Origin of the sequence: Vibrio sp. D3, assembly GCF_043995865.1 — a bacterium.
Taxonomy (GTDB): domain Bacteria; phylum Pseudomonadota; class Gammaproteobacteria; order Enterobacterales; family Vibrionaceae; genus Vibrio; species Vibrio diabolicus.
Window position 1 is genome coordinate 904,278 of sequence record NZ_CP171886.1, and the last position, 24,225, is coordinate 928,502.

Consider the following 24,225-nt stretch of genomic DNA (forward strand, 5'->3'; position numbering starts at 1 on the left):
ACTCCTTAAATCACGACCAATTCAGCGTTCAATGCACCCGCTTCGCTCAGTGCTTGCAGGATAGACATTAAGTCAGTAGGTGTGGCACCTAAGCTGTTTACCGCAGTCACAATAGTGTTGAGCTCCGTGCCTGGAGGCCAAATCACCATTTGAGCTAAATCTTCGTTCACATCAAGATCCGTTTGGTTAACGACTTTCGTATCGCCATTTGCAAACGCATTTGGCTGACTGACTTGTTGTGATTCAGAAATTCGCACGGTTAAGTTGCCATGGCTCACTGCTGCCTCACTTACTTTGACACTCTTACCGATCACGACCGTACCCGTGCGAGAGTTAAAGACAATTCGAGCCGGCTTGCGGCCTTCCACGACGCTCATTTCTTCAAGCATCGACATCATCACTACGCGCTGTTGGGTATCTTTTGGCGCACGCATATCAATGCGCGCTTTATTGATCGCGACAGCAACGTTAGGCCCAAAAGTGTTGTTGATTTCACGCGCGATATTTTTTGCCGTTGTGAAACTTGGTTTACGCAGGTTTAAGGTGACTTCATCACGCTGGTTGAAATCAGTTTTGATTTCTCTCTCTAACGTCGCGCCATTCGGGACGCGACCTGCCGTTGGCGTGTTAACTTCGACTTTGGAGCCACTTCGCCCTTCTGCAGATAAACCGCCCACCACGACGTTTCCTTGTGCAATGGCATACACTTCACCATCAATACCGCGTAAAGGCGTCAACAATAGCGTACCGCCACGGAGGCTTTTCGCGTCACCAATAGAAGACACGACCACGTCCAAAGTTTGTCCAGGACCTGCCATTGGATCAACGGTTGCTGTCACGCTCACAGAAGCCACATTTCGTAGCTTAGGGTTCATACTGTCATCAATTTGAACCCCAAACTGACGGAGCATGTTGGTGATAGATTGAGAAGTAAATTTCACTTGGTTTCGGTCACCCTGGCCAGCTAAGCCAACCACCAAACCATAACCGACCAATTGGTTTTCTCGAATGCCGCGTACATCGACCAAGTCCATGATCGGAATTTCCACTTCAGCATGTGAAGTGGTTGGTAATCCCAAGGTCAACACCAATAGGAAAGACGTAAAGAAAGATTGCATTGTCTTCATTAGAAAGGTACCCATGGGCTGTTGAAGAATTGAGTTAGCCATCCTGCTGCGTTGCTGTCAGCCAGAGCTCCGCGACCTGCGTAAGTAATTCGTGCATCAGCAATTCGTTGAGAAGAAACTTGGTTGCTGCGATTAATATCATCCACACGAACAATGCCAGTGAGACGAATAAACTCATCTCCCTGGTTAAGGCGCAGCCATTTTTCGCCACTGATACGCAATACACCATTAGGTAACACCTCGTGTACCGTTACGGTGATAGCACCTTGCAGCTTGTTGCCCTGTGAGCTTGAAGCGCTGCCATCAAAGTTGCGGCTGCCATCGACACTAACCCCTAGCTCATCGAACGTTTTCGTTCCTATGGTCGGCGCCGCGAAGTTAACCGCTGAGCTTTTGCCAAACTTAGTACCCGCTTTTTTGCTCGATGAGGTTTCTTCTGATAGTTGAACCGTTAACACATCGCCAACTCGGTAAGCACGACGATCCTGAAACAGGGTCATCGTGTATTGGTGACGATAAAGGCTACCAGACTGAGTTTCCGGCAACGTGTAATCGAGCGTTGGTGGTGCGTATTCCTCGGCATTTGGCTCAGGCGGAATAAATTCCTGACGGCCGGCACATCCCACCAGCAACACGGCGGCTACTGCCCAACTCTTAGAAAGCCATTTCATTGCTTTTTCCTTCATCATCACCAATTTCATACTTACATTGATTGCGAAACAAACTTCAGCATGTCATCTGCAGCAGAGACCACTTTCGCATTCATCTCATACGCACGTTGAGTCGTGATCATGTCGACCATCTCTTCCACTACTTGTACGTTTGAACCTTCCAATGCACCTTGCTTGATGAGGCCTGCGCCATCTTCACCAGCAATCAGTTCATCTGCCGGGCCGCTGGCTTCCGTTTCACGGAACAAGTTACCACCCACGGCCTCTAAGCCTGCTGGGTTAATGAATTTTGCAAGTGTGATTTGACCAAGCTGCTGTGGCGTTGGATCGTCCGCCGTCGTTGTTGTTACCGTGCCATCAACACCAACAGAGAATGAAGAGGCATTATCTGGGATCTGAATTTGTGGCTCTAACGGCAAGCCTTGGCTATTAACCATCAAGCCTTCAGAGTTGACATGGAACTGACCATTACGTGTGTACATGATCTGTCCATCCGAGTTTTCGATTTGAAAGAAACCCTGTCCCATAACGGCAAGGTCCAACTCTTGTGTTGTATTTTGAGTGTTACCTTGCGTAAACACTTTTTGCGTGCCGACTACGCGAACACCGCTACCTAGCTGAATACCACTTGGCAATTCGTTAACTTGATCTACTTGAGCACCAGGTTGACGCTGAATGCTGTAGAAAAGGTCTTCGAATACAACTCGGTCACGCTTAAAGCCAACTGTATTTACGTTCGCTAGGTTGTTAGAAATGGCAGTCATCTTCGTGTCCTGCGCTGCCATGCCTGTTTTACTTACCCATAATGCTGAATGCATTTTTTATTACTCCTTGCGGGGCGAGACTTATCTCGCCGCCATTAATTTATTACCAGCTTGTGCCAACGTCTCGGCCGTTTTCATCATGCGAACTTGCATCTCGAAGTTACGCGTTAACGACATCACGCTAATCAACTCATCAATGGCAGATACGTTACTGCCCTCGATGTGCTCAGGAGAAAGTTGCACGGTTTCATCGGCAGCGAATGGCACGCCATCTACACTGTGCAGTAGGCTGTCACTCTCTTTTTGAAGTTGGTTCATTTCTGGTTTAACCAACTTCAACGTTCCCGCGACGATTTCTGCGCCACCACCTGGCGGAATCACGGATACTTGACCACGCTCGCTGATTTCAATCTTTTGATAATCAGGCACAACCAAAGGCCCATTTTCACCAAGAACAGGGAAACCATTGATGGTCATGGCACCAAAAGTGTCGACTTGGATATTGCCCGCTCGCGTGTACGCTTCGTTACCCGCAGGAGTTTCAACAGCAAGATAACCCTCACCCATGATGGCGACATCCAACGGGCGTCCCGTTTTCATAATGTCGCCAGAATCAAAGCGCGTTGAGGCAGAGTTGGTCACAACCATAGTGCGACCATCAAAACCTGGGCCTTGCATTTCTACACTGCGCACGCGCTCCATATCCGCTCGAAAGCCAGCAGTATCAGCGTTTGATAAGTTGTTTGAACGCACGTGCTGAGCCTTAAGAACTCGACTCGCACCTGACGTTGCAGTAAATAACAAGCTATCCATGCAAAACTCCCATTACACCGCGTTAAACAAAGCTTGAGTTAGCTTGTCGCTGGTAGAGATGGTTTTCGCGTTTGCTTGGTAGTTACGCTGTGCGGTCATAAGCGCCACAAGCTCACTGGTTAGGTCAACGTTAGAACCTTCTAGCGCACCTGGAGTTAAATCACCCAACGTACCTGAACCAGGGACACCCGTGATTGGCGCACCAGAGCTGAAGCTTTGAGTCCATGCCGTACCACTCACTTTTGCTAAACCTTGTGTGTTGGCGAAGTCTGCAAGTACAACTTGACCTTGCAGCTGTGATTGGCCGTTAGTGTAGGTCGCGTAAACCATGCCATTACCTTCAACGCGTACACCTGCAAGCTCACCGGATGTATAGCCGTTCGGGCTGTTAGTACTTACGCCGAATTTCGCACCGAACTGCGTGCTGCCCTTCAAGTTAATGTCGACACTCATCGCGTTTGCGCCTGCCGCAGGGAATGAAACATTAAACGGAGCCGTCGGTGAAGAAAGCGAACCGTCTTTGTCAAACGTTACTGGCACCGTTGTCACTGGTGTTGCACCACCATCCACTTGAACATTCACTTCCCAAGAGTTAGAAGCGGTCTTAGTGAAGTACTGAGTTACCGTGTGCGAGTTACCCAGCGAGTCATAGACTTTTGTGGTGTAAGACGAATTGAATGAGTTTGGATCGTCCGGATTAAACGGCGTTACCGTTTTATCAATGGCAGACGCACTTGCATCAAAGTTTGCAACAAAATCAAGACCGTCTGTCGCTTTTGCATTCAGTGATGACGTAGATACTTGGATATTGCCCACAGAGCCTGTCATCAGGTTGTTGTTGCTATCCACACTGTAACCTTGCAGTTTTGCGCCACTGTTAGCTGTAACAAAGTTATCTTTATCTGTCGCGAATACACCTGAACGCGTGTATAGCGTTTGACCCATGTTGTCTTTAGTGACAAAGAAGCCACCACCGTTGATCGCCAAGTCCATCGCACGGCCAGTTCCTGAGATACTGCCGTCTTTGTCGAAGTTCTGTGAAATTGACGCGACTTCTACACCACCAGGTTGCATGCCGTTGTATACTGCGGAGAATTCTGTGCGGCCACCTTTAAAACCATACGTTGATGCGTTGGCAATGTTGTGACTGATTGTGTTTAGCTCTGTGTTGGTCGCGTCCAGACCACTTAGTGCGATGTTAAAACTCATAAAAAGACCTCTGATTTCCCTATTTGGTTAAGCACCAAACTGAGTGATTTGATAGAAAGGAACGTTGCCAACGCCATGGACATTGACTAATGCTGCGCCGCCAGTATTTGGAATACGCACTTGCTCAACAGTGCCAGCCATGAGCACATTTGGACTTGCTTGCCCTTCTTGCACTTCTACTGCCACTGAGTATTTGCCTGGTTTAAGACCAAGTTCTTCAGGATTAATTGAAAAGTCGACGTCACCTTTGCCGTGAGCACCTAATGGCACTTTAGTAGATTGACCAAACTCATCTTTCACAACTAACGTCACTTGGTTTGAGCTATGAGCGAGTTCGATTTTTCCGTTCTGTACGCCTTCACCAAGCTCAAATTCTTTGGAGTTGACGTAAACAGTTTGTCCGACGAGCCCCGCTGTCGATAGCACTTGCATGTTGTCTAGGAGAATCATGCTCTGTTGCATTGTCTTGGACATATTCTCGGTACTTTGAACTTGAGAGAATTGAGCCAACTGACCAACGTATTCCGTGCCATCAAGTGGGTTAAGTGGATCTTGGTTTTGGATCTGCGCCACCATCAAAGAAATGAATTCGTTCTCTAATGAAGAAGCACTGTTCATATCTTTAGGATTTGGTGCAATGCCATTGTTCTCTTTTGCTTTAGTGCTCACCGGAGCATCAGACGATAAAGGTGTATATTGTGCGAGACTCATTAACTGCCCTGCCCTAATCTAAGCAGACCTTGCTGCATACTTTTCACATTTGATAACACTTCAACATTGGTTTCGAAGCTACGTGTCGCTGACATCATGTCTGCCATTTCAGCCACGACATCGATATCTGGGTAATACACATAACCTTCACCATTGGCCAACGGGTTGTTTGGCTCAAAGCGTTTCTCGGCTTCTCCCGCATTTTTCACAACGTCAACAATGCGAACTTCAGCATTGGGATAAACCCCGTTTTCCGTTGTCAGCTGCGCTTTTTGGTACACAGTCGCGAATACGGGCTTCAGCGCTTTATAAGCGTCATCTGGATTTGCAGACACCGCGTCCGCGTTAGCTAAGTTACTGGCGACCGTGTTAAGACGCACAGTTTGTGCCGTCATCGCGGATCCAGTGATCGAGTAAATATCAGTGAATGACATAATTAACGTCCCTCAATCGCTTTCGTTAAGCCATTAAATTTCATGTTGAGAAACGTCAGGCTAGTTTGAAAGTCCATGTTGTTTTGCGTGAATTTCGCTTGTTCAACCCCCAGTTCTACAGTGTTGCCATCTTTGCTGTTCTGGTAAGGCACCGAGTATTGGGCCTGAACCTGAAACTTAGGCACTGGTTTGTTCACACCGCCTGCAGCCACCTGGTTCATTACGGTGGTGAAACTTAGGTCTTTCGCCAAATACCCAGGGGTGTCAACATTTGCTAGGTTACTGGCAAGGACTTTGGTACGCTGAACGCGAAAATTAAGTGCCTCTGGATGTACACCTAAAGCATTTTCAAATGTGATCGCCATGCATCTTCCTTACAGTTGGCTCGAATACGCCAACATACAAACAAGATGCGTGCCATAAAAAATAGTTATATATATCAATGATTTACAAACAAGGATGGAAGCCAAACTTCCGGCTCACGGAAAGCATTAAAAGCAAGGGGAAAGTGCTTACTTCCTCAACATTAATGCTAACTCTGCTTGCTCTAATACCAGGACAAACTTTCGCCAACACCTCTGGCAGAACCCTAAGCGTTGAGGAGATAAAATCTGTTGTAGCAGAGCATTTCAAACAAGAAGTGGCCCAAAATGCTCACTCTAACCAGTGGGGAGAATACCAACTGGATTTCGACATGTGGGTGCCAGGCTCGGCGAATCACCTACCTGAGTGTGAATCGCCTCTGGTCATCACTGGTCGCGACAATCAAGCGTTGCCAGTTGGAAACCTTAAGCGCTCAGTAAGTTGCGATGACATCGCTTCACCCTGGCGAATTAACGTCACGATAAAATCTTCTCTGACACTGCCTGTCTTGGTTGCCACAACCACGGTCGGTCGAAATGAAGTTGTGACTGCCAAGCACGTTAAACTGGAAACGCGCACCATCTCGCGACAAGACGATTTTTATACTCGCCCAGGACAAGCAATAGGCTTAGAAACCTCTCGCCGTTTACGTGCAGGGCAAGTGGTCAACCCATCCAATTTATCGGCTCCACCTTTAATCGAAAAAGGCAATGAAGTCATAGTGATTGCGAGCAAAAATGGGTTTAGCGCCAGCACGAAAGGAGTCGCCTTAGAAGATGGTGCGAAAGGGCAACAAATTGAAGTAGAAAACCTAAGTTCTGGCAAGGTCATTAGAGCTGTCGTAACCGGGTTAAACCAAGTTCATACTCAATTTTGATTTTGGACTCAGAGTAACATTTTTTAATTTTGGCTCTCGTCAGTAACGCTGAACTTCGAGTACAAAAAAAATATTTAATGTTTATCACATCCTAACCGCCTACTTAATTTAGAACATGATGATGAGGACCACAGCATGAAAATCGACAAAGTCGCGGGCGGTCATGTCCCACAAACAAAATTACAGCAAGCAAGCAAACAGCCTGTCGACGTCGTCGAACAGAGCAAGGTACACGAGCCTGCATTTCAAGCGAATACCGTAGCGATAGATCGCGCTCAAGCTGAAATGGCATCACTACCTGATGTTGATATGGAAAAAGTAGAACAAGTACGTAACGCATTAGCGCGTGGCGAACTTAGCCTAGATACAAAAGCACTATCAAAGGCGATCATGCAATTCCATACAGGTCACGAGTAATAACACACTAGGAAGAGATCATGGCAAGCGCAGTATCGCAGCGAATTCAACAATTTATTCGCTCAATACCTGAGGATATCAAGCTCTATCAACAACTTATCCCTTTGCTTCAACAGCAAAAAACGTTGTACTTAAAGTTTGATGGTGAGGCACTGAGCAACAATGTTCAGAAACAAATGCCAATACTCAATAAACTTAGTCGCTCAGCCAGTGATAGAAGCCAGTGTATGCGAGAGCTGGGGTTAGCGTGTAATGACGCCAGCGTAAAACGAATTTTCAATGCTTTGCCTGCCCAAATAGGTATGCAAGCTAGAAAACAATGGGCGCTATTGGAAACGTTGGTAAGTCAGTGCCAACAATACAATCAGAGCAATGGCCACAGCTCTGCGGCGTTCCATGAGTTGGTCAGTCAACTCAAACAACCTGTGCAACACACTTATGAAGATAAATCGTTCTAAACGATGTTCGTCTTGCCTACAGATTCAGTCGCCATCTCGGCTGAGTACTGTAGGCCTTTTTATTTTTATCGCCTTACTATCCTGCCTTTCAATCACCAGTCAGGCGAAACCAAGCCCAGCTGATATTCAAACGCAATATCAAGTTTTAGCCCCATACAAGCCACAAATTGCCAAGCGTCTCGATTCATCCAGCCCGGTGATTCATCACATTTTCAAACAACTGCAAAGCCACTCTTTACCAAAGAGTCTAGCCTTAGTGCCAATGTTGGAATCCTCTTACAACCCCAAAGCCGTTTCTCATGCCAACGCCGCCGGACTTTGGCAACTGATACCAGCAACAGCTCAACGATTCGGGTTGACTGTAGATACAAAACAAGACGATCGCTTTGATACAGAAGCAAGCACAGCTGCAGCACTCAAGTATCTGACGTTTTTATACAACAAATTCGATCAAAACATGGCGCTGACATTAGCGGCCTACAATGCAGGCGAAGGGCGTGTCGCACGCGCTATTCAGCGAGCAGGCAGTAACGACTTTCAGAAGCTCACACTACCTAAAGAGACTCGCCAATACGTTAGTCGATTCTTCGCGCTGGAAAAGTTGATAGATATCGGTCAGTTACAATCCTCATCATTTCAACCTTTACTCTTATTTGCTTCAGATGCTCCGATGGTTTCGCAACCGCTGATCGACTTTAGTCCACTACCTCCGTTGGTCAATTTGTGATAAAAATCACGACAAAATCCAATGTCAGAAAAACGTAAAATTACAAGATCATGTTCGGCCAATTTGAAAACTCGTGATCTCTATGCAAACGTGTGCAAAAAAGTTGAGGTAAGGTATCTCAAAGATAAGAAAGAGTAGTGGTTTATTAAAAGGTACCCAAATTGCGCTTGCCAATTGGGTAGATATGCGTCACATTGCGTTTGCAAAAAACATGAAAACCAATGGTTGGACCTAATAATTATTTACACACTAAATGTAAAACAGCTATTGTTTTCATAGTTCGAAACAAATTTAAAATATCAAGATGACGCTTCGCTTGCGCGTCTGGAATAAGTCCGGGTTCCGGGGGGGAGTCCGGACTTTTTTTATCGATTTAAAAGCTGACCTATCAACAGAGCAACGAGTGGGTAAGTCACTATGAGGCGAGCTAAGTTATTTATAGTAATTCTTTAGAAATCAACTGAAGCAAAAACGTTTCGCGCTCGATGCTCATACCTTTTTTTGGGCTTTCTGCCATGGTCTTTTCATTGTGCGCTATCGCTTCGTGGATGTTCATCCATACTGGACGCATTCCATTTTTAACTTCATAGTCTTCATAAGCCGTTTCGCCTAACTCACGATCGATTTTACATGTATAGCAATACGACACCATGTGCATTACGTCAGCGTCGTCTTTGTACCAAGGACGAAACTCCTCAAAGATTCCGAAAGGCTTAATACCATGGATATTCTGCGCGCCGGTTTCCTCTTCTAGTTCACGAACTAGTCCAGCAATCACATCTTCACCATCATCAATACCACCACCTGGCAAAGTGTAGTCATGGTAACGCTCTGTATAGAGCAACAACACATCTTCACCATCTAGTACGATGGCGCGTGCCGCATTGCGCTGAAAAATAATTTTGTCGTCCAAGTGCTCAATGTCCGGATGAACGGTCGATTTTAAGTGTCTCATCGAAAATACCACTGTCATGTTTTGCGCGCATATTACCGAACTTCACGCTTTAAATCATCGTTGTCGGTCCAAATGCGTTCAAGACATTGGTTTGAACGCAACGGTTCTAACCTTCGTAACAATCCGCAACAAATAGAAGTGTGACGTGATAACCAGTAAAAGATGAGAATATCTAAATTCTTATACGTCCCTCTTACTTTTAACATCGATAAGACAATAATCTCTGAAAGTTGCCTATAATCAAGACAATACTCGCCCACCCCATGCGGAGATAAAGAATGAAAAAGACAAATTTAATGATGGCTATGGCTGCAACGTTGGTACTGGCTGGTTGTTCAACTTACGAAGGTGCCACTCGCTCGACTGAGTATACCTCCGTCGCAAATCCTGCAGCCGTTTACTGTGTTCAGCAAGGTGGTGAGTTGGATACCGTTTCGGAAAATGGCGAACGTGTGACTTACTGCGTGCTGTCTGACGATAATCGTGTCGAGCAATGGGAATACTATCGCGACAATCATAAAGAAAGTGAGAGTGGCGACTACTAAAATTTTTTGTCGACACGCCAGATTCCCTCTATCACTTAGGAGCCTTTAGGCTCCTTTTTTATTTGATTTATCAAAACTTTCTCACTTCATTTTTACATACCTCTGACTTTACCGCATATCGACACTATATCGAACAGTGTTCTATTCTTGACATTCCTCTGACATAACTTTCCACTTGGACAATAAAATCCCAAACACAGATCACACTAATTCACATTTCTTCCACATTTTCTGGAACAGGTGAGCAAGATGAAAACACAAATAGTAAAAGAAGCCGAGTCAGCCCCAAGCAACGTTGTTACTGAAGAGTCAAAGCGCATCATTTATAAATCGAGTTTAAGCGCATTGATGATTGTCGCTATCAGTATTCTCGTTAACCTCAGTCTTCGCCTTGATTATGTCGTGTTGGGTTCAAGCCTTGGTGAGCTTTCCATAACAGAAACACTCCAGCTTGTGATGCTCGCGATTGCATCGTGGTCATTTTTTAGCCTATCTAAACAACAGCCTCAGCTAAAGCATGCGGCCATTTTGATTGCCGGCTTTTTCGCGGTGCTCATTATTCGTGAAACAGACTATTGGACAGACATGATTCGTCATGGTTCTTGGGTTTTCCCTGCGCTCGCTGTCACCGCACTGGCTTGCGCCAAAGCTTACCAAGGTGGTAAAGGTACCATGAACGAAATGGCGACCATCTTAACGGTTCCCCACATGAAACTGTTAATTGGTGCCGTGATGCTATTGTTGGTCTTCTCTCGCTTGTATGGCATGGGCAGTTTTTGGCAACAAGTGATGGACGAGAACTACATCCGTGATGTTAAAAATATTTCAGAAGAAGGCATGGAACTCCTTTGCTACTGTTTGATCGCATTGAGCGCAGTCCGCACAAAACGCGAACTTAATGAATAGACTCAGGATCCAAGCGGCGGTTCAATGCAGTTAATATCGGATGAACGATCCTTAACGCTTGTTCCGCAGCTCCTAAAGATTCATCCAAGGCCGTCATTTCGATGGCCTTTTTCATATCTTCAATCTGTTGCAAACTATCTTTATCGAGTGGTAAAGCGAGCAATTGCTGAATGGCATGTCTCGCGATCATAAGCGGCTTCTTTCGGACAACCGATAAGTCTCGTAAAAATGCTCCCTGCTTGACCCCTTCTAAATAAACTCGGTAAGTCGTGAGTTCATCCAGTAATAAAAATGCCGCTGCCATAGGCCCTTTATGTGGGTATGGTACGCTGATATGTTTGTTGATATCCAATGGTAAGTTGAGAGTAACGCCCATGGATGCGCACTCAGATTTTAGTACTCGTAATAATCCCTGCTCATCCATCAAGGTTTGGATTTCTATGATTCGCTCAAGGTGGTAGTCATTCGACAACAAGGTGACCTCAACCGAACGCGCTGACCATAACTGGAACAAACCACTATCACACAAAACGCGAGAAGCGTAACGCATGTTCTGGAACGTATTCAAAGATCGATTTTCTAAAAGTATTTGATGTTCAGGGAACGGATGCACAGCGGCCGCATTTAGAGATTTAAAATAACTGTACATTGCATCTGCTTCAGAAATGCATTGGCCTTGCGTTAATCCACCACAAAAAATAATCGCCGTTCGCTCTGTCGGCAATGACGCAATCGCATTAGATAAGGCTTCGACTCTTGTTACCCCCTCAACGGTCAATCTGCTATTGACGAGGCGTTTACCTAAAACGATGACCACATTGTCTAACTTCATTTCAAAATCTCGCGCTTAGTTGGCAGTGTTACAAAAATCTTCTTTCACTCCCGGCCTACAGGCTTTAACATCTAGTTAACAACACTGTTCTAGAGACCTTTATAAAGGTTCACTGCTAAAGGAAGTCAATTATGCTGTCGATTTTCGATATATTTAAGATTGGTGTCGGGCCTTCTAGCTCCCACACTAATGGTCCTATGCTTGCCGGATTCCATTTCACTCAACTAGTTAGCGACTCTATGGCGAAAGTGCATCGGGTGCAAGTGGACCTTTATGGCTCATTATCGCTCACTGGGAGAGGGCACCACACAGACCGAGCCACTGTCCTTGGTTTGATGGGAAATAAACCCGATACCATTAAAATGAGTAGCGCTAAAAGTGCGCTACAAAATACTATAGACAACAACACGCTGCTGCTCGCTGGTACGCACCAGATTGAGTTTAGCTACGACCATGACATCGTCTTTCATAGTGACAACCTTCCCCTGCATGAAAACGGAATGACGATTACTGCACTAGACGCTGCGGGAGACCAAGTGGCGTTTGAAATTTATTATTCCATCGGAGGCGGATTCATCGCCACCGCTGACGAACTAGAAAACGGCACGCAACAAGATGAAGTCGCGGTACCATTTCCTTTCACATCAGCGGATGAGATGCTGGAAAAAGCCGAGACTAACGGTTTTAGTTTGGGAGGTATGATTCTACAAAACGAACTGGCATTCCGCTCAGATGAAGAAATTAGCCAAAGAGCAGAACAAATTTGGAAAGTGATGTCGCTCTGCATGCAACGTGGTTTCGATACGGAAGGGATTTTAGAAGGTGGTCTCAATGTCACTCGTCGTGCACCAAATCTTTTGAAGAAGCTCGAAGCTAACGCTGCAGTTGAGAATGATCCAATGGAGATCATGGATTGGATTAACCTCTTTGCCTTTGCGGTTAGCGAAGAAAATGCAGCTGGAGGACAAGTCGTTACTTCTCCAACTAATGGCGCCGCAGGGGTTATTCCGGCGGTATTGATGTACTACCATCGCTTCATCAAAGAGCTTGATATTAAACAGCTGAAAGACTTTCTTGCAGTCGCTGGCGCTATCGGCATCTTATACAAAACTAACGCGTCAATTTCCGGCGCCGAAGTGGGTTGTCAGGGAGAGGTCGGGGTTTCTTCATCCATGGCAGCCGCTGGTTTAACGGCGCTCAGAGGCGGCAGTAACGAGCAGATTTGTATTGCTGCGGAAATTGCGATGGAGCATTCATTAGGAATGACTTGTGACCCGATCGGCGGCTTGGTTCAAGTGCCTTGCATTGAAAGAAATGCCATGGGCGCAATGAAAGCCATTAATGCCTCTCGTATGGCATTAAAGCGCACGAGCAAATGCCTTATTTCATTAGATAAAGTTATCGAAACCATGTATCAAACTGGTAAAGATATGAACAAAAAATACCGTGAAACTTCCTTAGGTGGCTTGGCCGTCATTCATATGGCACCGCCATGCGAATAGTCAAATAAGCCCGCTATATCATTGCTGGCGATGCACTTCGTCAGCAATTTCCTTTCTCGAAAGACCTCTTTTTATTTGCCGTAATCCTATAAAACCCCTTCAGTCCCAATTAGTAACAAATACAACAAAATTAAACAAAAACAGGATTAAGCACTGCTTTATTCAAATTGATCTAGAACAACACATTAGCATTTAGCCATATAAGCATTAGAAAATATAGTGCAGCATTTCCACGTTATGCGACAATTATTTCAATACTCAATCTTTCGTTTCATTACTATTTAATAGAAATAACAATACCTACCTTTCTCCGCTAATGTGAGTACAAAATTATGTGGAATAAACTCAATAAATCCATGATGTTCTGCCAAATGATGTTTGGCTTATCATTTTACGGTGTATTAGTAAGTCTAACTCGATTTTTTCTAGAGGATCTAAATTACAACGAAGCCGATACGATGATGATCGTTGGTGCTTTTTCGGCGATCGGGCCACTTTTCGCGATCGCGGGCGGCTTTATTGCAGATAAGTTTTTAGGCGCTTATCGCTCACTTTCTATCGCATATTTCGCTTTTGCATCCGGTTACGTATTACTCGTGTTGGGGGCTTCTGCTTCTAACGTTCCACTTTCAATGTGTGGTATTGCGCTCGCCAGTTATGGCCGCGGCCTGATGTCACCCTCTTACCCTAGCCTCTATAAACGAACGTTCAAATCACAAGAAGATTTTGAAAAAGGATACCCAATCAATTATTCAGTGAATAATGTTGGCGCCTTTTTAGGTCAATATTTGTTCCCAATGATTGTCCTTGTGATCGGCTTTAATGGCGGTTTTACCATCTCTGCTGTTATGGCAGCAGCGGCATTGATCATGCTATTGGTATTCCGTAAAGATCTTGTTGGCATAGCCTCTGAGCTTGATCAAAAAACCGTAAGTTTAAAAAACTGGGTACTTTTTGCATTGATTTCATTGGCAATGATCGCGTTGGTATTTTTCATGTTTTCAAACATGGATATTGGCCAAAATATCGTATACGCCATCGGAGGGGCGGCGATCGCATACTTCATATCTCTGATGCTTAAAGCAAGCAAAGCTGAGTCTTTGAAGATGGGGACCATCTTAATTGTGACCTTGCTGACAACCTGTTTCTTTGTTTACTACGGACAAATGATGACCTCGATGAACATGGTTGCTATCAACACATTAAAAGGCTCTCTATTTGGTTTTATTCCGCTCGAACCAGAAGCAGCAATGGCAATGAACCCGCTTTGGTGTATGGTTGGTGGTCCTATCGTAGCTGGCTTTTTTGGGTTGCTGGAAAAGCGCGATATCTACCTCTCTACCGCGACAAAAATCGCCTTGGCATTTGTACTGACCGCGATAGCGTTTGGTATCTTGACGTTTGCCGTGACTACCGTGGGTGAAGATGTCGTGATCATGCCAGAAATCTTTCTCGCTATTCACTTCTTCCAGGCGATTGCAGAAGTCATCGTGGGTTCGATGGTCGTAGCGTTTATTCTTTCCGTCGCGCCGAAGCACATCGAAAACTTCTCTGTTAGCCTATTTTCTGTGGCAATCGCATTGAGCGGTATTATTGGTGCTGCATTCTCAACCTCTATCGCGTTAGAGAAAGGACAGACCATCACACAAGACATTGTACAAAACGTATATGGTGATTATTTCCAATTACTCACTGTCCTTGCTGTCGTGATGGTCGCTATCGCAATGGCAGCGTCACTCATTATTCGCAAGATGCTTGATGCGGCGAAAGAAAGCGATACTCAAGCGCAACCAGTCGAGATCGAAGCTGGGGTTGAAGTTCAAAGCTGAGTTTGATGATTTACCTATCTCAAAATATAAAAAATGCCGCGATATTCGCGGCATTTTCTTAACAACAACATGTTCGATTAATCACGTCGACCACGAAGTTCAATTTTTTGTGTAGTAGCATCCGTTTGGATGATTACCCCGCCATAAGCCGTTTCATTTCGACCTTTCAGCGTCAGTTGAGAATCTGCGCGCTCGACGTCGACCTGATTTTTCGTAGCCATCGTCATATCAATCGTGCCCGTGTATGACCCATCGCCAGCTAATGCTATGTTTGTTGAGCAAACCATCAAACCAAGTGCGATTAATTTTTTCATACGTCACCTCTGTTTTTGTTCTTACTTTCTTTCGATGAAAAAACTGTAACAACAGAAACATGTTCATACGAGGAAAGTCATCATTTACCAAATGGAAATCCAAACCACTAAATTGATATGACCAAGCCTATTTGCTGTCCACCGTCGCCTTCAATAAACCATAAGATACGACAGCATGCTTAAATTGACCGAACGTTGTCTTTTATTCAGAAATTCAGAGATATGATTTCTCGGCAGAAGATAAATGAGACGATGTATGAGCATTAATCTGGACATTCAAAACGTATTGGTACTAAAACGGATGTATGAGTTACGTAGCGTCCGATTGGTGGCAGATTCACTCGGAAAGACATCCGGATCAATCAGCAAAAACCTGACAAAAATGAAAGCGCAGCTCGATGATCCTTTGTTCATTCAGACTAAAAATGGCTTTGAACCGACCGCTTTTGTCGAAGCGAACATGCCACATTTTGAACAAATCCTCACCAGTATTGATTCCATCAAACCACAGAGTTTTTCACCCGCTCATTTTGACGGCTCGATCACTATTTATGCGAACACATTGTTTTGGGATTACTTTGGTGACAAGTTTTACTTAGAATTACTAAAACACGCCCCAAAAGCAAAGTTCTCTTGTTTACGTTGGGGTAGCGACGCGAAAAAGCGATTAACTGAGGGTGAAAACGCTATTGCGATTCATTATTTTGATGAGGATCTTCCGCAGTCAATTATTCAAAACGAACTAGGTCGAGGAAAAGCCGTATTTTTTGTTCGAGATGAGCATCCCGCTCAACATTTCCAAGAGCTAGAAAACTACCCCTTTTTACTTTTCAAAACGCCGGGATGGAACGACTACCGATACCCGTTGTTGGAAAGGCTCAACCATATGGGGTTCAGAACCACACCTAAGGTAGAAATTGAACACCCTGCGATGATTCAAAAAGTGCTCCTACAAACGGATCATTTTGGTATAACCATGAGTGGACATGTGCCTAAGGGCTGCCGAAGTATCGCGCTTCCTGGCGGGTTAGAGCTTGATGTTCGCTACGTGATGAGCTGTCGTCGCTCACAACAGCAAGCCCCGATAAACCAGTGGTTATTCAATGTCATTAAAGATATCACCCAGCCCTAACCTAAAAGTCCTAGGGTGATGACTTGTCTATGTTTTCTTAGGTACTCGATATCGTTGAGGTAAGCGGTATGATGGCAATCTTCTAGGTTCGCTTGAAACCTATCATCACCTTGAGCGGCGCCCCCTCTCATATAATCAACTAACGCGGAGAGTCGATGTGTCATCACCTCCACCAGCTCTTCCCGTTCCAATCTCGAACAGCCATAAGCGTCACAGAAAAGTTTTGCGCGCTGAATTTGTTGCTCCAAACAGCCCATTTTATCGTGCTCATCGGTTTTAAATGGTGCCCAACCATAGACCGAAAAAGCGACGTCCCAAACTCTTGGCGCCGGATGCGCCGTATCAAAATCAAACACACCAACGACAAACTCTCCATGGAGTGCCACGTTATATGGCATGAAATCACCATGACAAATCACCTCTTGTGGTGTTCGTGGTGGCAGCATCCAGTGCAGCGTTTCATTTTGATATTGCTTAAGGAAACCCTCAGATGCATCGTGCATATCGCGTAACATTTTTGCCGCAGATTGGAGCGCGGAAACAGAAGCAATGTTGCCAATCAATGGATAGTTGTCAGTCTCTCCTTCGACATAGCTAACCCACTCTTTTCCTTTCTCAATACCAACCGCTTTAGGGCATGCCGTAAAGCCTCGTGAATGAAGATAGGTAAGTAGCTGATGGATAGTCATCGTCCAATAACTGGCAGGACGAGATATCAAATTCCCTTTTCGATAGATGGCATTTTCTCTACCGCCTTGCATTGTTTCCATAACAGTATCCTGTGTGGATTAAGTGCGCATCAGATAACGTAAAGCTAGATCATCATACACTCAAAGCTTTTAGAGAAGGTTGACTGACCCTATAAGAAACCGCGCATTTTGTTAGGTAAATCGCAAGAATAAGTACCGCTGTAAAAATAGACCGTAAAACATCAAAGGCTTTGTATTAACCATTGGGCAAAGGTGTTTACGTGTGACTTTTCTGATGCTCTAACCATCATATAGTGTGCGCCGGAGCTGGGCATACCCCAATCTCCGATTTGCACTAATATCCCCTGTTGCAGCTCATCCTCAACAAGAAAGTCTCTCACCAGCAATATACCAAGTTGATTGGTTGCAGCTTGAATAGCAAGCAATGAATGTTCAAATTCTGCTATCACTTTGCTCACCTTGCCTTGATAACCTTGGTACGCAAACCACACCTGCCAAGATTCATGATAACCGCCGGTGCAGATTTTAGGTGTTTGAGACAACTTCGTGAGGTCATCAATCGGATTTAACTGAATAAAGCCGGGGCTTGCTACAACGATCCAGTTTTCTTGGGTAAGCTGAATAGCTTGTTGTTCTTGCCAATCGCCATCTCCGTTAATAATTTCTATATCTGCAATCGCACTGGCGTTTGGAACCGTATTCGCGGTTGTCGAGATCTTAAAGGAAACATCTGGAAATTGACGCTGAAAATCGGCCAGCCTTGGCATTAGCCATTGCGAGCAAAAACTGTGGGCGACATGTAAGGTAATTTGCTTGTTCTGTGGGCGAGTAAATAAATGATGGGTCGAGGTTGATAAGGTTTGAAGCACATGGTTAACCACCGGCCAGTATTCTTTTGCTGAGCTGGTCAGCGTAAGGTGCGTACCCTTGCGCTCGAATAATGTTGCATTTAACTGCAGCTCTAGCGATTTCACCTGCTGACTGACGGCCGCACGGGTCACATTGAGCTCCTCTGCGGCTTTAGTGAAACTCTGTAATCGCGCCGTGGCTTCAAACGCTCGGAGCAAATTAAGCGGCGGTAAACTTTGCATAACACTCTCCCAAATACTCAGTAGCCATGGTAAGAACTGGTGATGACAAATCGATGAAAGTGCTGAGTTTGTTAAGCGGGATCAAAAAAGCCAGCGTGATACACGCTGGCTTTTGGAACTGTCTCTCAAGCAGGAATTATTCTGCTTTCTCAGTGGTTTGGTATTCAAACGCTGGGACAACTACTTCAACACGACGGTTCATTTGACGACCTTGACGTGTTTCGTTGCTTGCTACTGGGTTAGCTTCACCCATACCTTTCACTGTCATACGCTCAGCCGCAATACCTTTTGCTTGGAACTCGTCAGCAACGGCTTTCGCGCGTTTTTCTGTAAGTTGCTGGTTGTACGCAGCAGAACCCGTCGTATCACTGTAACCCGTGATCTCAACTTGAGCTTGTGGGTAAGTGTTCATCAGATCAACGGTACCAGAAAGGGTCGATGCATCTTTCACTTCTGCACTTTCTAGGTCGAATTGTACTGTCGCTGTTGTTTGAGCAGGGTAAACATGCTCAACAATACGTGTTGCAGGGCGTGTTTCTACTACTTCCTCAACCATTTCTTCTTGAACTACTGGCTCAGAGCCGAACTTGTAGTTAAAACCAATACCGAAGAAATCTGAATCCATGTCTTCAATCACGTCATCAGACATATCTTGGTAACGTTGGTATTCAGCACGTAGGCTCCAGTTGTAGTTGATTTTGTACTCAGCACCTAGAGAGCCTGTTGGTACGAAATCTTTTTCGTCACCCGCCATCATGTATGCAGCACCAACTTTCGCGAATAGATTCCAAGAATCTGTTAGCGGTAGGTTGAATTTAGGAGCAAGCGTCAACGCCCAAAGATCACCGTCAACGGTGTTTAGGCCCGGCTTTTTGAAGTTTGCAGTGAAGTCACCAAGGTAATCAACACCGTACTCTGCTGCAACGTACTCGTTGAAGCTGTAGCCCAGGTGCATAGATGCTGCAAAACTGTCGTCGTCACAAGGTTCGTTTAGGTAACACGCATCATTTAGAGAGTTGTAACCTACTTTACCGCCCATGTAAGTGTCAGCAAGTGCAACGTTTGAGATCACACCACCAGCAAGTACAGTAGCCACTGCTATAGCGATTTTTTTCATTATTCTTTTCCTTTTTCTTGTACACAAAGCAACACATCGAGGCAGCATACTGCCGTAAAATATGAAGCCGTAACTTTCTCTTTTCTTCGAACAGAAATAGCTAAATAGCGTAGGAAAGAATCAAAAAATGATATTCAAACGCCAATGACGTAAAACGGAGAAAGATAACCTCAAGACCATCTATTCATGAGCTTCATCCGCATACCCAACCGAGAAATAAAGTCTCGTTGCGTTGGTTTAGCCATAGTCAATTCGTTGCGGAGAATATCACAAAATAACCAGTTTTCTGTGACGCAAATCACCATAAAAACCCATATTCTCAAATTTAAGAATCGACATTTAAGCCTGTGAATGGCAACAAATTTTTACAGGAGAGAATGGATATCGAAGGCATAAAAAAACAGCTCATTTAAAATGAGCTGTTTTCGAAATAATGAACAGACGTTAAGTTATCGAACTAGATTTTATCCGCCACGGTAAGCGTTGCAGCTAAGACATCTTGCCCAAATAATACACTGCGTTCTGGTGACCAACCATAAAGTGGATCTGGGTGATTGTTGTTGTCTTTAAATGGCATCTCGATCGTGTACGACAGGCATTTGAACTGCTCCGCGACCCAGTTTGAGCCCACCGTCAAATTCGCTTTACCCGGCTCATCTTTATCGTAACCAATCTCATCTTGGAATTCAGGGGTAATAGTCAGTAGCGCTTGCTTAAATGATGCCTCTAAAGCGGCAAGATTTTCATCGTAAGAAGGAATACCTTCTGAGCCAGCGACGAAGTTATACGGTATCGCTTCATCACCATGGATATCTAAAAACATGTCAACACCCGTTTCCAGCATACGTTGACGCACAAGGTAGACTTCTGGACTTTTCTCCATAGACGGAGTTTGCCACTCACGGTTCAAGTTCACGCCTACCGCGTTCGTACGTAAGTGACCACGAATACCACCGTCTGGGTTCATGTTTGGTACCACGTAAAGCACTGCTTTTTCCAGTAATGCACGCGCAACCGTGTCATTTTCGTCCAGTAGACGTTGGATCATACCTTCCATGAACCATTCAGCCATGGTTTCACCCGGATGTTGGCGTGCAATCATCCAGATTTTCTTTTTGCCTTCTTCTGGCTCACCAAACGTTAGCAAGCTCATGTCATTGCCGTCTAATGTGTGGCCTAGTGTTTCTAGTTGGCAGTGGTGCGCGCTTTGTGCCATGTGTAACAAATCTAAATGACGATCGTATGTGTAAGGCGCAAAGTACGCGAAGTAAATTGAGCTACGCTCAGGGATAACAGTGAAAGTCAGCGTGTCGCCATCGAACTCTGCTGGTATACGGAACCATTCTTCACGGTCGTAAGACGCCGCGACATCGTAACCTTGCCACCCTTCTGGATAAGCCGACTTAGCCAAATCAAGCAGTTTGATCGTGTGCGACTGCTCGGCTTCGGTTTCTAGACGGAAATGGAACCACTGGTAGAATTCCGACATATTGTCATTAGGGATTTTAAGTTGGATGTCATTTTTGTCGTCCGCTTTCACTACGTGAATGCTGCCGCTATCGAAGTTGCTGAATACTTTCATTATATTACTCACCTTTTAAATCTGAGCTTGAAAGACAGAGGCTAACACAAGGCTACATCGCCCCCCAATGACTTTCACTGCAAACTGTCTCGTTTGTGGCTAAAGTCTTCAGTTTAGTCGAGCTTATCCGCTTTGCCTGCTGGTCCTGCGAGTTTCGCTAGCCATTTATCCCAAACAAACGGATGTTTCTCATTGTCTTCCGCTTCCTCTTTTCGGCGAACAGCATTTCGTACCATCATTGCTCCCAGCCAACGTATTGGTTCTGGTGGAAAATACCCAAGCGGTCCTTGCGCTAAACCACTTCGCGTCCATTCGTTATCTAGCCCTAACACCAACGACGATAAAATCTTTCCACCCATTCTAGTTTGGGCAACGCCGTTACCTGAGTAACCAAATCCGTAAAAGACATTGCTTTGCTTATCCAATTGGCCAAAGAAAGGAAAACCCGTTGCGGAGCGATCCGAACCGCCAGTCCAAGAGTACTCAAATTCAGCCCCTTTTAAGCGAGGAAAAAGGTTGTCGAATGATTTTTTTAGTAGCGTTTGATAACGCGTCGGCTTGTTAAACATCGCGTCAACTTGGTTGTTGAAAGAGAACTGATTACCGCCTTTACCTAGCATCAAACGGCCATCTGGCGTATCTCGGTAATAATGTACGAAGATGCGTGAGTCCAAGACACTCGAACCCGCTTGCCAACCAGATTGAGACAAAGTATCACCAAGCGGCTTGGTGATCACCATGTCGGAAGAGACCACCACGATACTGTTCTTGAACTGTTTAAACTGCTCCACCATCCATGCATTTAATGCCAACACCACCTGCTGCGCTTGAATGTTTCCTTTAGGTGTACAGACGGTGGCAGGTTTTCCATAATCTAGACGCGTCATTGGCGTGTTCTCATAAACTTCTACACCCAGATCAATAGCAATACGGCGTAACCCTCGCGCAAGTAAGGCGGGTTGTACGTTAGCAGCAACCGGAGAGTGATAGCCTTCAATATGGCGAGGTGAACCCGCATTGGCACGCAGTTCCTCCACCGAGCAACGACGCCAACTGTTCACATCTAGCCGTTGTAACTCGTCGACAACTGGCTGCATTCCACCAGCTTGCGCTCGGTTTGTCGCCGTATAATAAACACCGTTGAGTGATAGCTGTGCATCAATCCCATGTTGCTTGCAAAATGCGTCGATTTCTAACACCGCTTGTTCCGACTCTTTTACCAACCAAACAGCATGTTCTTCACCGAATAACCGTTTCAACGTCGGGAACTTGGTAGACCATGTCAGCATACAGCCGCCATTCGCGCCAGATGCCCCACAGCCACACAAGCCCTTTTCGATAACAACCACCTGTTTTTCAGGAGATTGCTGCTTAATCATAATCGCTGTCCAAAGTCCGGTGTAGCCACCACCGACAATAGCAATATCGGTATCAATATTTTGATGTAATGGTTGCGGCGTTTCTGGCTGTTCAGCTTCAATGGCCTGTTTGAACCAGTATGAACTGTGTGTCATCGGATATCCTTGTTAGTGCGTTGTATCGTTTCTGTAAACACTTTACAAACGATGAGCACAATCAACGAGCAAGAATATCTAACGCTGAGCGATAGCAAATGTTGCGCTGAGAGAGTGGAAGTTTCCGCTATCAATGAATACAAAAATGGGGAGCAGTGCTCCCCAAAACAAACAGCAAGGATATAAATTATCGGAAAATCGAGACCGTCTTACTGGTTAGAATTTACCGGTTTCACGCATGCAGAGCAATCATACTTGCTAAAGTCATTAAGCGTTTCATAAACCTCTCCTTACTTACCTTTATATCGGGCCTAAATTGGCTCGATATTCATAAGGTACGTATAAAGACCAGAAACACGTCAAAATAATTTCAAATAACGTTCAATTCTTGTTCAACTCATTTCACTTTAACTTAGCAACACGGCATCATACTCTGCCAACACGAGCATTTTTCCACCTCGTAATCACAACGTTCAAAGTGGCTTCCAAACTGACATTTCCTTACCAACCCATACAATACCTAAGGTCAATTTTCTCTTAGAATCCCAACAAAAGAACAGTGTTCAAAACCTTATATAAACGTCGGGCACAGCAAAACCTCCCCTTTTAGTAGTGCTTTGTATTTCCCCTTTTTCGGGTTCTTCGCTGCTCGTCCGTCGGTTCTTAATTGTGGCTGTTGAGCACACGTTAATCTGGAGTGAAAATGACCGCGAACAAATCCATTTTTTACCATAGCAAATCAATTTACTCAGATGATTATGCTGATGTCTATAAGCCAATTTGGACCTACAGAACGAAGTTCATCTTGCGCGCACTTTACTACAAACGAGCGTTTAAGCATCTGTCAGATAATATTGAATCGTCATTGCTAGAGATGCTTTGTGCACGTACGCACCGATTTTTAGAAAAACCGTTTCGTCCCTACATCATCAAAAATAACTCAGCGTTCGATCGTTCAAACCTAGTGGTTGATCACTACAAAACCATTTCAGAGCTGTTTTCTAAACAGACCATTGAAGAGATCTATACCGATTCAACTGGCTTAACATTAACATCATTTGAAATCGACGAGACATTGTACTCTGTGCGATTGGTGTACGAAGCGCGTTACCAAAAAGAAGGCGACATGAGCCTAGTGCTACACAGCGCGGAGGATGGCAACTTCTATACGCTCTCATTTACTCTCGGCCACATAGAATCTGGACGCAGCATTATGATTGGCGGCTTGCAAGGGCCACGCAGCAGTGAAGAGAACAACGCGAAAATTAAAAAGTTAACTCGTAAACTTTACGGGCAAAGACCAAAAAGCTTGATGGTGAGTTTACTTACTTTACTCGCGCAAATTTGGGAAGTGAATACGATTCTAGCGGTAAAAACACAATCCCATACTTATGCTGCACGACGCTACAGTAAAGGACGAATCAAAACGGATTACGATGCACTCTGGCAAGAGTTGGGCGGCACCGAATACAACCGTCATTTCTACTCACTCGATGTGAATGCCCCGCGTCGTGATATCGAAGGCATGTCGCGTTCTAAACGCTCGATGTATAGACGTCGTTACGAATGGTTAGACAATACCAAAGCGGAGTTCATGGCAAGGCTACGTTAACCCAACGCAGCAC

Annotated in this window: 26 protein-coding genes; 10 read left to right on the plus strand and 16 right to left on the minus strand. The window is 45.0% G+C overall.

All coding sequences use genetic code 11. The annotated features are described in order from the left end of the window. Positions 1 to 5 precede the first annotated feature (5 nt). Genes ACHFJ9_RS03880 through flgB form a run of 8 tightly spaced genes read right to left on the minus strand, consistent with a single transcriptional unit; the run spans position 6 to position 6,094 of the window. On the minus strand, positions 6 to 1,127 hold the full coding sequence (locus ACHFJ9_RS03880; RefSeq protein WP_031780462.1) for a flagellar basal body P-ring protein FlgI: 1,122 nt from the start codon (positions 1,125 to 1,127) through the stop codon (positions 6 to 8). Further along, on the minus strand, positions 1,127 to 1,798 hold the full coding sequence (flgH, locus tag ACHFJ9_RS03885; protein ID WP_005395295.1) for a flagellar basal body L-ring protein FlgH: 672 nt from the start codon (positions 1,796 to 1,798) through the stop codon (positions 1,127 to 1,129). Before flgH ends, ACHFJ9_RS03880 begins: the two co-directional genes overlap by 1 nt. A 32-nt stretch (positions 1,799 to 1,830) precedes the next feature. Further along, a complete protein-coding gene (gene flgG / locus ACHFJ9_RS03890; RefSeq protein WP_005395297.1) occupies positions 1,831 to 2,616 on the minus strand; it encodes a flagellar basal-body rod protein FlgG in 786 nt (261 codons plus the stop codon). A gap of 27 nt (positions 2,617 to 2,643) precedes the next feature. Further along, positions 2,644 to 3,375 (minus strand): flagellar basal-body rod protein FlgF, encoded by a 732-nt coding sequence (gene flgF / locus ACHFJ9_RS03895; protein WP_006741308.1) that lies wholly within the window; start codon positions 3,373 to 3,375, stop codon positions 2,644 to 2,646. Positions 3,376 to 3,387: 12 nt separating this feature from the next. Continuing rightward, positions 3,388 to 4,584 carry a flagellar hook protein FlgE gene (gene flgE, locus ACHFJ9_RS03900; RefSeq protein WP_005395301.1) on the minus strand — a complete coding sequence of 399 codons (1,197 nt, stop codon included), beginning with the start codon at positions 4,582 to 4,584 and terminating at the stop codon, positions 3,388 to 3,390. Positions 4,585 to 4,611: 27 nt separating this feature from the next. Continuing rightward, positions 4,612 to 5,295: a flagellar hook assembly protein FlgD gene (gene flgD / locus ACHFJ9_RS03905; protein ID WP_005395303.1), complete on the minus strand. Its 684-nt coding sequence runs from the start codon at positions 5,293 to 5,295 to the stop codon at positions 4,612 to 4,614. Next, the gene (flgC, locus tag ACHFJ9_RS03910) at positions 5,295 to 5,729 is read right to left on the minus strand and encodes a flagellar basal body rod protein FlgC (RefSeq protein WP_005395305.1); all 435 of its coding nucleotides are present in this window, start codon (positions 5,727 to 5,729) and stop codon (positions 5,295 to 5,297) included. The genes flgD and flgC overlap by 1 nt, the downstream gene beginning before the upstream one ends. A 2-nt stretch (positions 5,730 to 5,731) precedes the next feature. Beyond that, positions 5,732 to 6,094 (minus strand): flagellar basal body rod protein FlgB, encoded by a 363-nt coding sequence (flgB, locus tag ACHFJ9_RS03915; RefSeq protein WP_005395306.1) that lies wholly within the window; start codon positions 6,092 to 6,094, stop codon positions 5,732 to 5,734. Positions 6,095 to 6,171: 77 nt separating this feature from the next. On the opposite strand from flgB, the gene flgA reads away from it, so the two are divergent. The 4 genes from flgA to ACHFJ9_RS03935 all read left to right on the plus strand — a co-directional run bounded on the left by flgA (position 6,172) and on the right by ACHFJ9_RS03935 (position 8,571). Beyond that, on the plus strand, positions 6,172 to 6,969 hold the full coding sequence (flgA, locus tag ACHFJ9_RS03920) for a flagellar basal body P-ring formation chaperone FlgA (protein WP_006741306.1): 798 nt from the start codon (positions 6,172 to 6,174) through the stop codon (positions 6,967 to 6,969). 135 nt (positions 6,970 to 7,104) lie between these two features. Further along, a complete protein-coding gene (flgM, locus tag ACHFJ9_RS03925) occupies positions 7,105 to 7,386 on the plus strand; it encodes a flagellar biosynthesis anti-sigma factor FlgM (RefSeq protein ID WP_006741305.1) in 282 nt (93 codons plus the stop codon). A gap of 20 nt (positions 7,387 to 7,406) precedes the next feature. Beyond that, positions 7,407 to 7,844, plus strand: coding sequence for a flagellar export chaperone FlgN (flgN, locus tag ACHFJ9_RS03930; protein ID WP_006741304.1), 438 nt, complete (start codon positions 7,407 to 7,409; stop codon positions 7,842 to 7,844). Next, entirely contained in the window at positions 7,825 to 8,571 is a 747-nt protein-coding gene (locus ACHFJ9_RS03935; protein WP_253644572.1) for a lytic transglycosylase domain-containing protein, read from the plus strand. Before flgN ends, ACHFJ9_RS03935 begins: the two co-directional genes overlap by 20 nt. Positions 8,572 to 9,007: 436 nt before the next feature. Here ACHFJ9_RS03935 and ACHFJ9_RS03940 read toward each other — a convergent pair whose 3' ends face one another. Further along, positions 9,008 to 9,526, minus strand: coding sequence for an NUDIX hydrolase (locus ACHFJ9_RS03940; protein ID WP_005395311.1), 519 nt, complete (start codon positions 9,524 to 9,526; stop codon positions 9,008 to 9,010). Positions 9,527 to 9,804: 278 nt separating this feature from the next. On the opposite strand from ACHFJ9_RS03940, the gene ACHFJ9_RS03945 reads away from it, so the two are divergent. After that, positions 9,805 to 10,071, plus strand: coding sequence for a DUF333 domain-containing protein (locus ACHFJ9_RS03945; RefSeq protein WP_005395313.1), 267 nt, complete (start codon positions 9,805 to 9,807; stop codon positions 10,069 to 10,071). A 249-nt stretch (positions 10,072 to 10,320) separates the two neighbouring features. Beyond that, positions 10,321 to 10,977: a hypothetical protein gene (locus tag ACHFJ9_RS03950; protein WP_048624711.1), complete on the plus strand. Its 657-nt coding sequence runs from the start codon at positions 10,321 to 10,323 to the stop codon at positions 10,975 to 10,977. Here the strand turns inward: ACHFJ9_RS03950 and ACHFJ9_RS03955 are convergent. Continuing rightward, positions 10,967 to 11,809: a YdcF family protein gene (locus ACHFJ9_RS03955; protein ID WP_395355325.1), complete on the minus strand. Its 843-nt coding sequence runs from the start codon at positions 11,807 to 11,809 to the stop codon at positions 10,967 to 10,969. The two genes, ACHFJ9_RS03950 and ACHFJ9_RS03955, sit on opposite strands and share 11 nt — an antisense overlap. Positions 11,810 to 11,940: 131 nt before the next feature. Between ACHFJ9_RS03955 and ACHFJ9_RS03960 the strand changes: the two genes are divergently transcribed. Both ACHFJ9_RS03960 and ACHFJ9_RS03965 read left to right on the plus strand, forming a co-directional pair. Beyond that, positions 11,941 to 13,311 carry an L-serine ammonia-lyase gene (locus tag ACHFJ9_RS03960; RefSeq protein WP_005395319.1) on the plus strand — a complete coding sequence of 457 codons (1,371 nt, stop codon included), beginning with the start codon at positions 11,941 to 11,943 and terminating at the stop codon, positions 13,309 to 13,311. Positions 13,312 to 13,643: 332 nt separating this feature from the next. Beyond that, positions 13,644 to 15,140: a peptide MFS transporter gene (locus tag ACHFJ9_RS03965; protein WP_395355327.1), complete on the plus strand. Its 1,497-nt coding sequence runs from the start codon at positions 13,644 to 13,646 to the stop codon at positions 15,138 to 15,140. 77 nt (positions 15,141 to 15,217) lie between these two features. Here ACHFJ9_RS03965 and ACHFJ9_RS03970 read toward each other — a convergent pair whose 3' ends face one another. After that, positions 15,218 to 15,454, minus strand: coding sequence for a hypothetical protein (locus tag ACHFJ9_RS03970; RefSeq protein WP_256951466.1), 237 nt, complete (start codon positions 15,452 to 15,454; stop codon positions 15,218 to 15,220). A 256-nt stretch (positions 15,455 to 15,710) separates the two neighbouring features. On the opposite strand from ACHFJ9_RS03970, the gene ACHFJ9_RS03975 reads away from it, so the two are divergent. Beyond that, a complete protein-coding gene (locus tag ACHFJ9_RS03975; RefSeq protein WP_047008005.1) occupies positions 15,711 to 16,586 on the plus strand; it encodes a LysR family transcriptional regulator in 876 nt (291 codons plus the stop codon). Here ACHFJ9_RS03975 and ACHFJ9_RS03980 read toward each other — a convergent pair. The 5 genes from ACHFJ9_RS03980 to ACHFJ9_RS04000 all read right to left on the minus strand — a co-directional run bounded on the left by ACHFJ9_RS03980 (position 16,583) and on the right by ACHFJ9_RS04000 (position 22,600). Then, entirely contained in the window at positions 16,583 to 17,356 is a 774-nt protein-coding gene (locus ACHFJ9_RS03980; RefSeq protein ID WP_395355330.1) for a phosphotransferase enzyme family protein, read from the minus strand. The two genes, ACHFJ9_RS03975 and ACHFJ9_RS03980, sit on opposite strands and share 4 nt — an antisense overlap. A gap of 161 nt (positions 17,357 to 17,517) precedes the next feature. Next, the gene (locus ACHFJ9_RS03985) at positions 17,518 to 18,387 is read right to left on the minus strand and encodes a LysR substrate-binding domain-containing protein (protein ID WP_048624707.1); all 870 of its coding nucleotides are present in this window, start codon (positions 18,385 to 18,387) and stop codon (positions 17,518 to 17,520) included. Positions 18,388 to 18,523: 136 nt separating this feature from the next. Beyond that, positions 18,524 to 19,504, minus strand: a complete 981-nt coding sequence (locus tag ACHFJ9_RS03990) for an outer membrane beta-barrel protein (protein ID WP_395188492.1) — start codon at positions 19,502 to 19,504, stop codon at positions 18,524 to 18,526. Between the two features lie 457 nt (positions 19,505 to 19,961). Next, a complete protein-coding gene (locus tag ACHFJ9_RS03995) occupies positions 19,962 to 21,086 on the minus strand; it encodes a M14-type cytosolic carboxypeptidase (RefSeq protein WP_243328071.1) in 1,125 nt (374 codons plus the stop codon). 113 nt (positions 21,087 to 21,199) lie between these two features. Further along, positions 21,200 to 22,600 carry an FAD-dependent oxidoreductase gene (locus ACHFJ9_RS04000; protein ID WP_395353871.1) on the minus strand — a complete coding sequence of 467 codons (1,401 nt, stop codon included), beginning with the start codon at positions 22,598 to 22,600 and terminating at the stop codon, positions 21,200 to 21,202. Between the two features lie 703 nt (positions 22,601 to 23,303). Here ACHFJ9_RS04000 and ACHFJ9_RS04005 point away from each other — a divergent pair. Further along, positions 23,304 to 24,212, plus strand: a complete 909-nt coding sequence (locus tag ACHFJ9_RS04005; RefSeq protein ID WP_395353873.1) for a VirK/YbjX family protein — start codon at positions 23,304 to 23,306, stop codon at positions 24,210 to 24,212. Positions 24,213 to 24,225 lie beyond the last annotated feature (13 nt).

Coding starts and splice junctions, on each gene's coding strand:
- ACHFJ9_RS03880 (WP_031780462.1), bottom strand. CDS start 1,127: ATGAAGACAATGCAATCTTTCTTTACGTCTTTCCTATTGGTGTTGACC.
- flgH (WP_005395295.1), bottom strand. CDS start 1,798: ATGAAATGGCTTTCTAAGAGTTGGGCAGTAGCCGCCGTGTTGCTGGTG.
- flgG (WP_005395297.1), bottom strand. CDS start 2,616: ATGCATTCAGCATTATGGGTAAGTAAAACAGGCATGGCAGCGCAGGAC.
- flgF (WP_006741308.1), bottom strand. CDS start 3,375: ATGGATAGCTTGTTATTTACTGCAACGTCAGGTGCGAGTCGAGTTCTT.
- flgE (WP_005395301.1), bottom strand. CDS start 4,584: ATGAGTTTTAACATCGCACTAAGTGGTCTGGACGCGACCAACACAGAG.
- flgD (WP_005395303.1), bottom strand. CDS start 5,295: ATGAGTCTCGCACAATATACACCTTTATCGTCTGATGCTCCGGTGAGC.
- flgC (WP_005395305.1), bottom strand. CDS start 5,729: ATGTCATTCACTGATATTTACTCGATCACTGGATCCGCGATGACGGCA.
- flgB (WP_005395306.1), bottom strand. CDS start 6,094: ATGGCGATCACATTTGAAAATGCTTTAGGTGTACATCCAGAGGCACTT.
- flgA (WP_006741306.1), top strand. CDS start 6,172: ATGATTTACAAACAAGGATGGAAGCCAAACTTCCGGCTCACGGAAAGC.
- flgM (WP_006741305.1), top strand. CDS start 7,105: ATGAAAATCGACAAAGTCGCGGGCGGTCATGTCCCACAAACAAAATTA.
- flgN (WP_006741304.1), top strand. CDS start 7,407: ATGGCAAGCGCAGTATCGCAGCGAATTCAACAATTTATTCGCTCAATA.
- ACHFJ9_RS03935 (WP_253644572.1), top strand. CDS start 7,825: ATGAAGATAAATCGTTCTAAACGATGTTCGTCTTGCCTACAGATTCAG.
- ACHFJ9_RS03940 (WP_005395311.1), bottom strand. CDS start 9,526: ATGAGACACTTAAAATCGACCGTTCATCCGGACATTGAGCACTTGGAC.
- ACHFJ9_RS03945 (WP_005395313.1), top strand. CDS start 9,805: ATGAAAAAGACAAATTTAATGATGGCTATGGCTGCAACGTTGGTACTG.
- ACHFJ9_RS03950 (WP_048624711.1), top strand. CDS start 10,321: ATGAAAACACAAATAGTAAAAGAAGCCGAGTCAGCCCCAAGCAACGTT.
- ACHFJ9_RS03955 (WP_395355325.1), bottom strand. CDS start 11,809: ATGAAGTTAGACAATGTGGTCATCGTTTTAGGTAAACGCCTCGTCAAT.
- ACHFJ9_RS03960 (WP_005395319.1), top strand. CDS start 11,941: ATGCTGTCGATTTTCGATATATTTAAGATTGGTGTCGGGCCTTCTAGC.
- ACHFJ9_RS03965 (WP_395355327.1), top strand. CDS start 13,644: ATGTGGAATAAACTCAATAAATCCATGATGTTCTGCCAAATGATGTTT.
- ACHFJ9_RS03970 (WP_256951466.1), bottom strand. CDS start 15,454: ATGAAAAAATTAATCGCACTTGGTTTGATGGTTTGCTCAACAAACATA.
- ACHFJ9_RS03975 (WP_047008005.1), top strand. CDS start 15,711: ATGAGCATTAATCTGGACATTCAAAACGTATTGGTACTAAAACGGATG.
- ACHFJ9_RS03980 (WP_395355330.1), bottom strand. CDS start 17,356: ATGGAAACAATGCAAGGCGGTAGAGAAAATGCCATCTATCGAAAAGGG.
- ACHFJ9_RS03985 (WP_048624707.1), bottom strand. CDS start 18,387: ATGCAAAGTTTACCGCCGCTTAATTTGCTCCGAGCGTTTGAAGCCACG.
- ACHFJ9_RS03990 (WP_395188492.1), bottom strand. CDS start 19,504: ATGAAAAAAATCGCTATAGCAGTGGCTACTGTACTTGCTGGTGGTGTG.
- ACHFJ9_RS03995 (WP_243328071.1), bottom strand. CDS start 21,086: ATGAAAGTATTCAGCAACTTCGATAGCGGCAGCATTCACGTAGTGAAA.
- ACHFJ9_RS04000 (WP_395353871.1), bottom strand. CDS start 22,600: ATGACACACAGTTCATACTGGTTCAAACAGGCCATTGAAGCTGAACAG.
- ACHFJ9_RS04005 (WP_395353873.1), top strand. CDS start 23,304: ATGACCGCGAACAAATCCATTTTTTACCATAGCAAATCAATTTACTCA.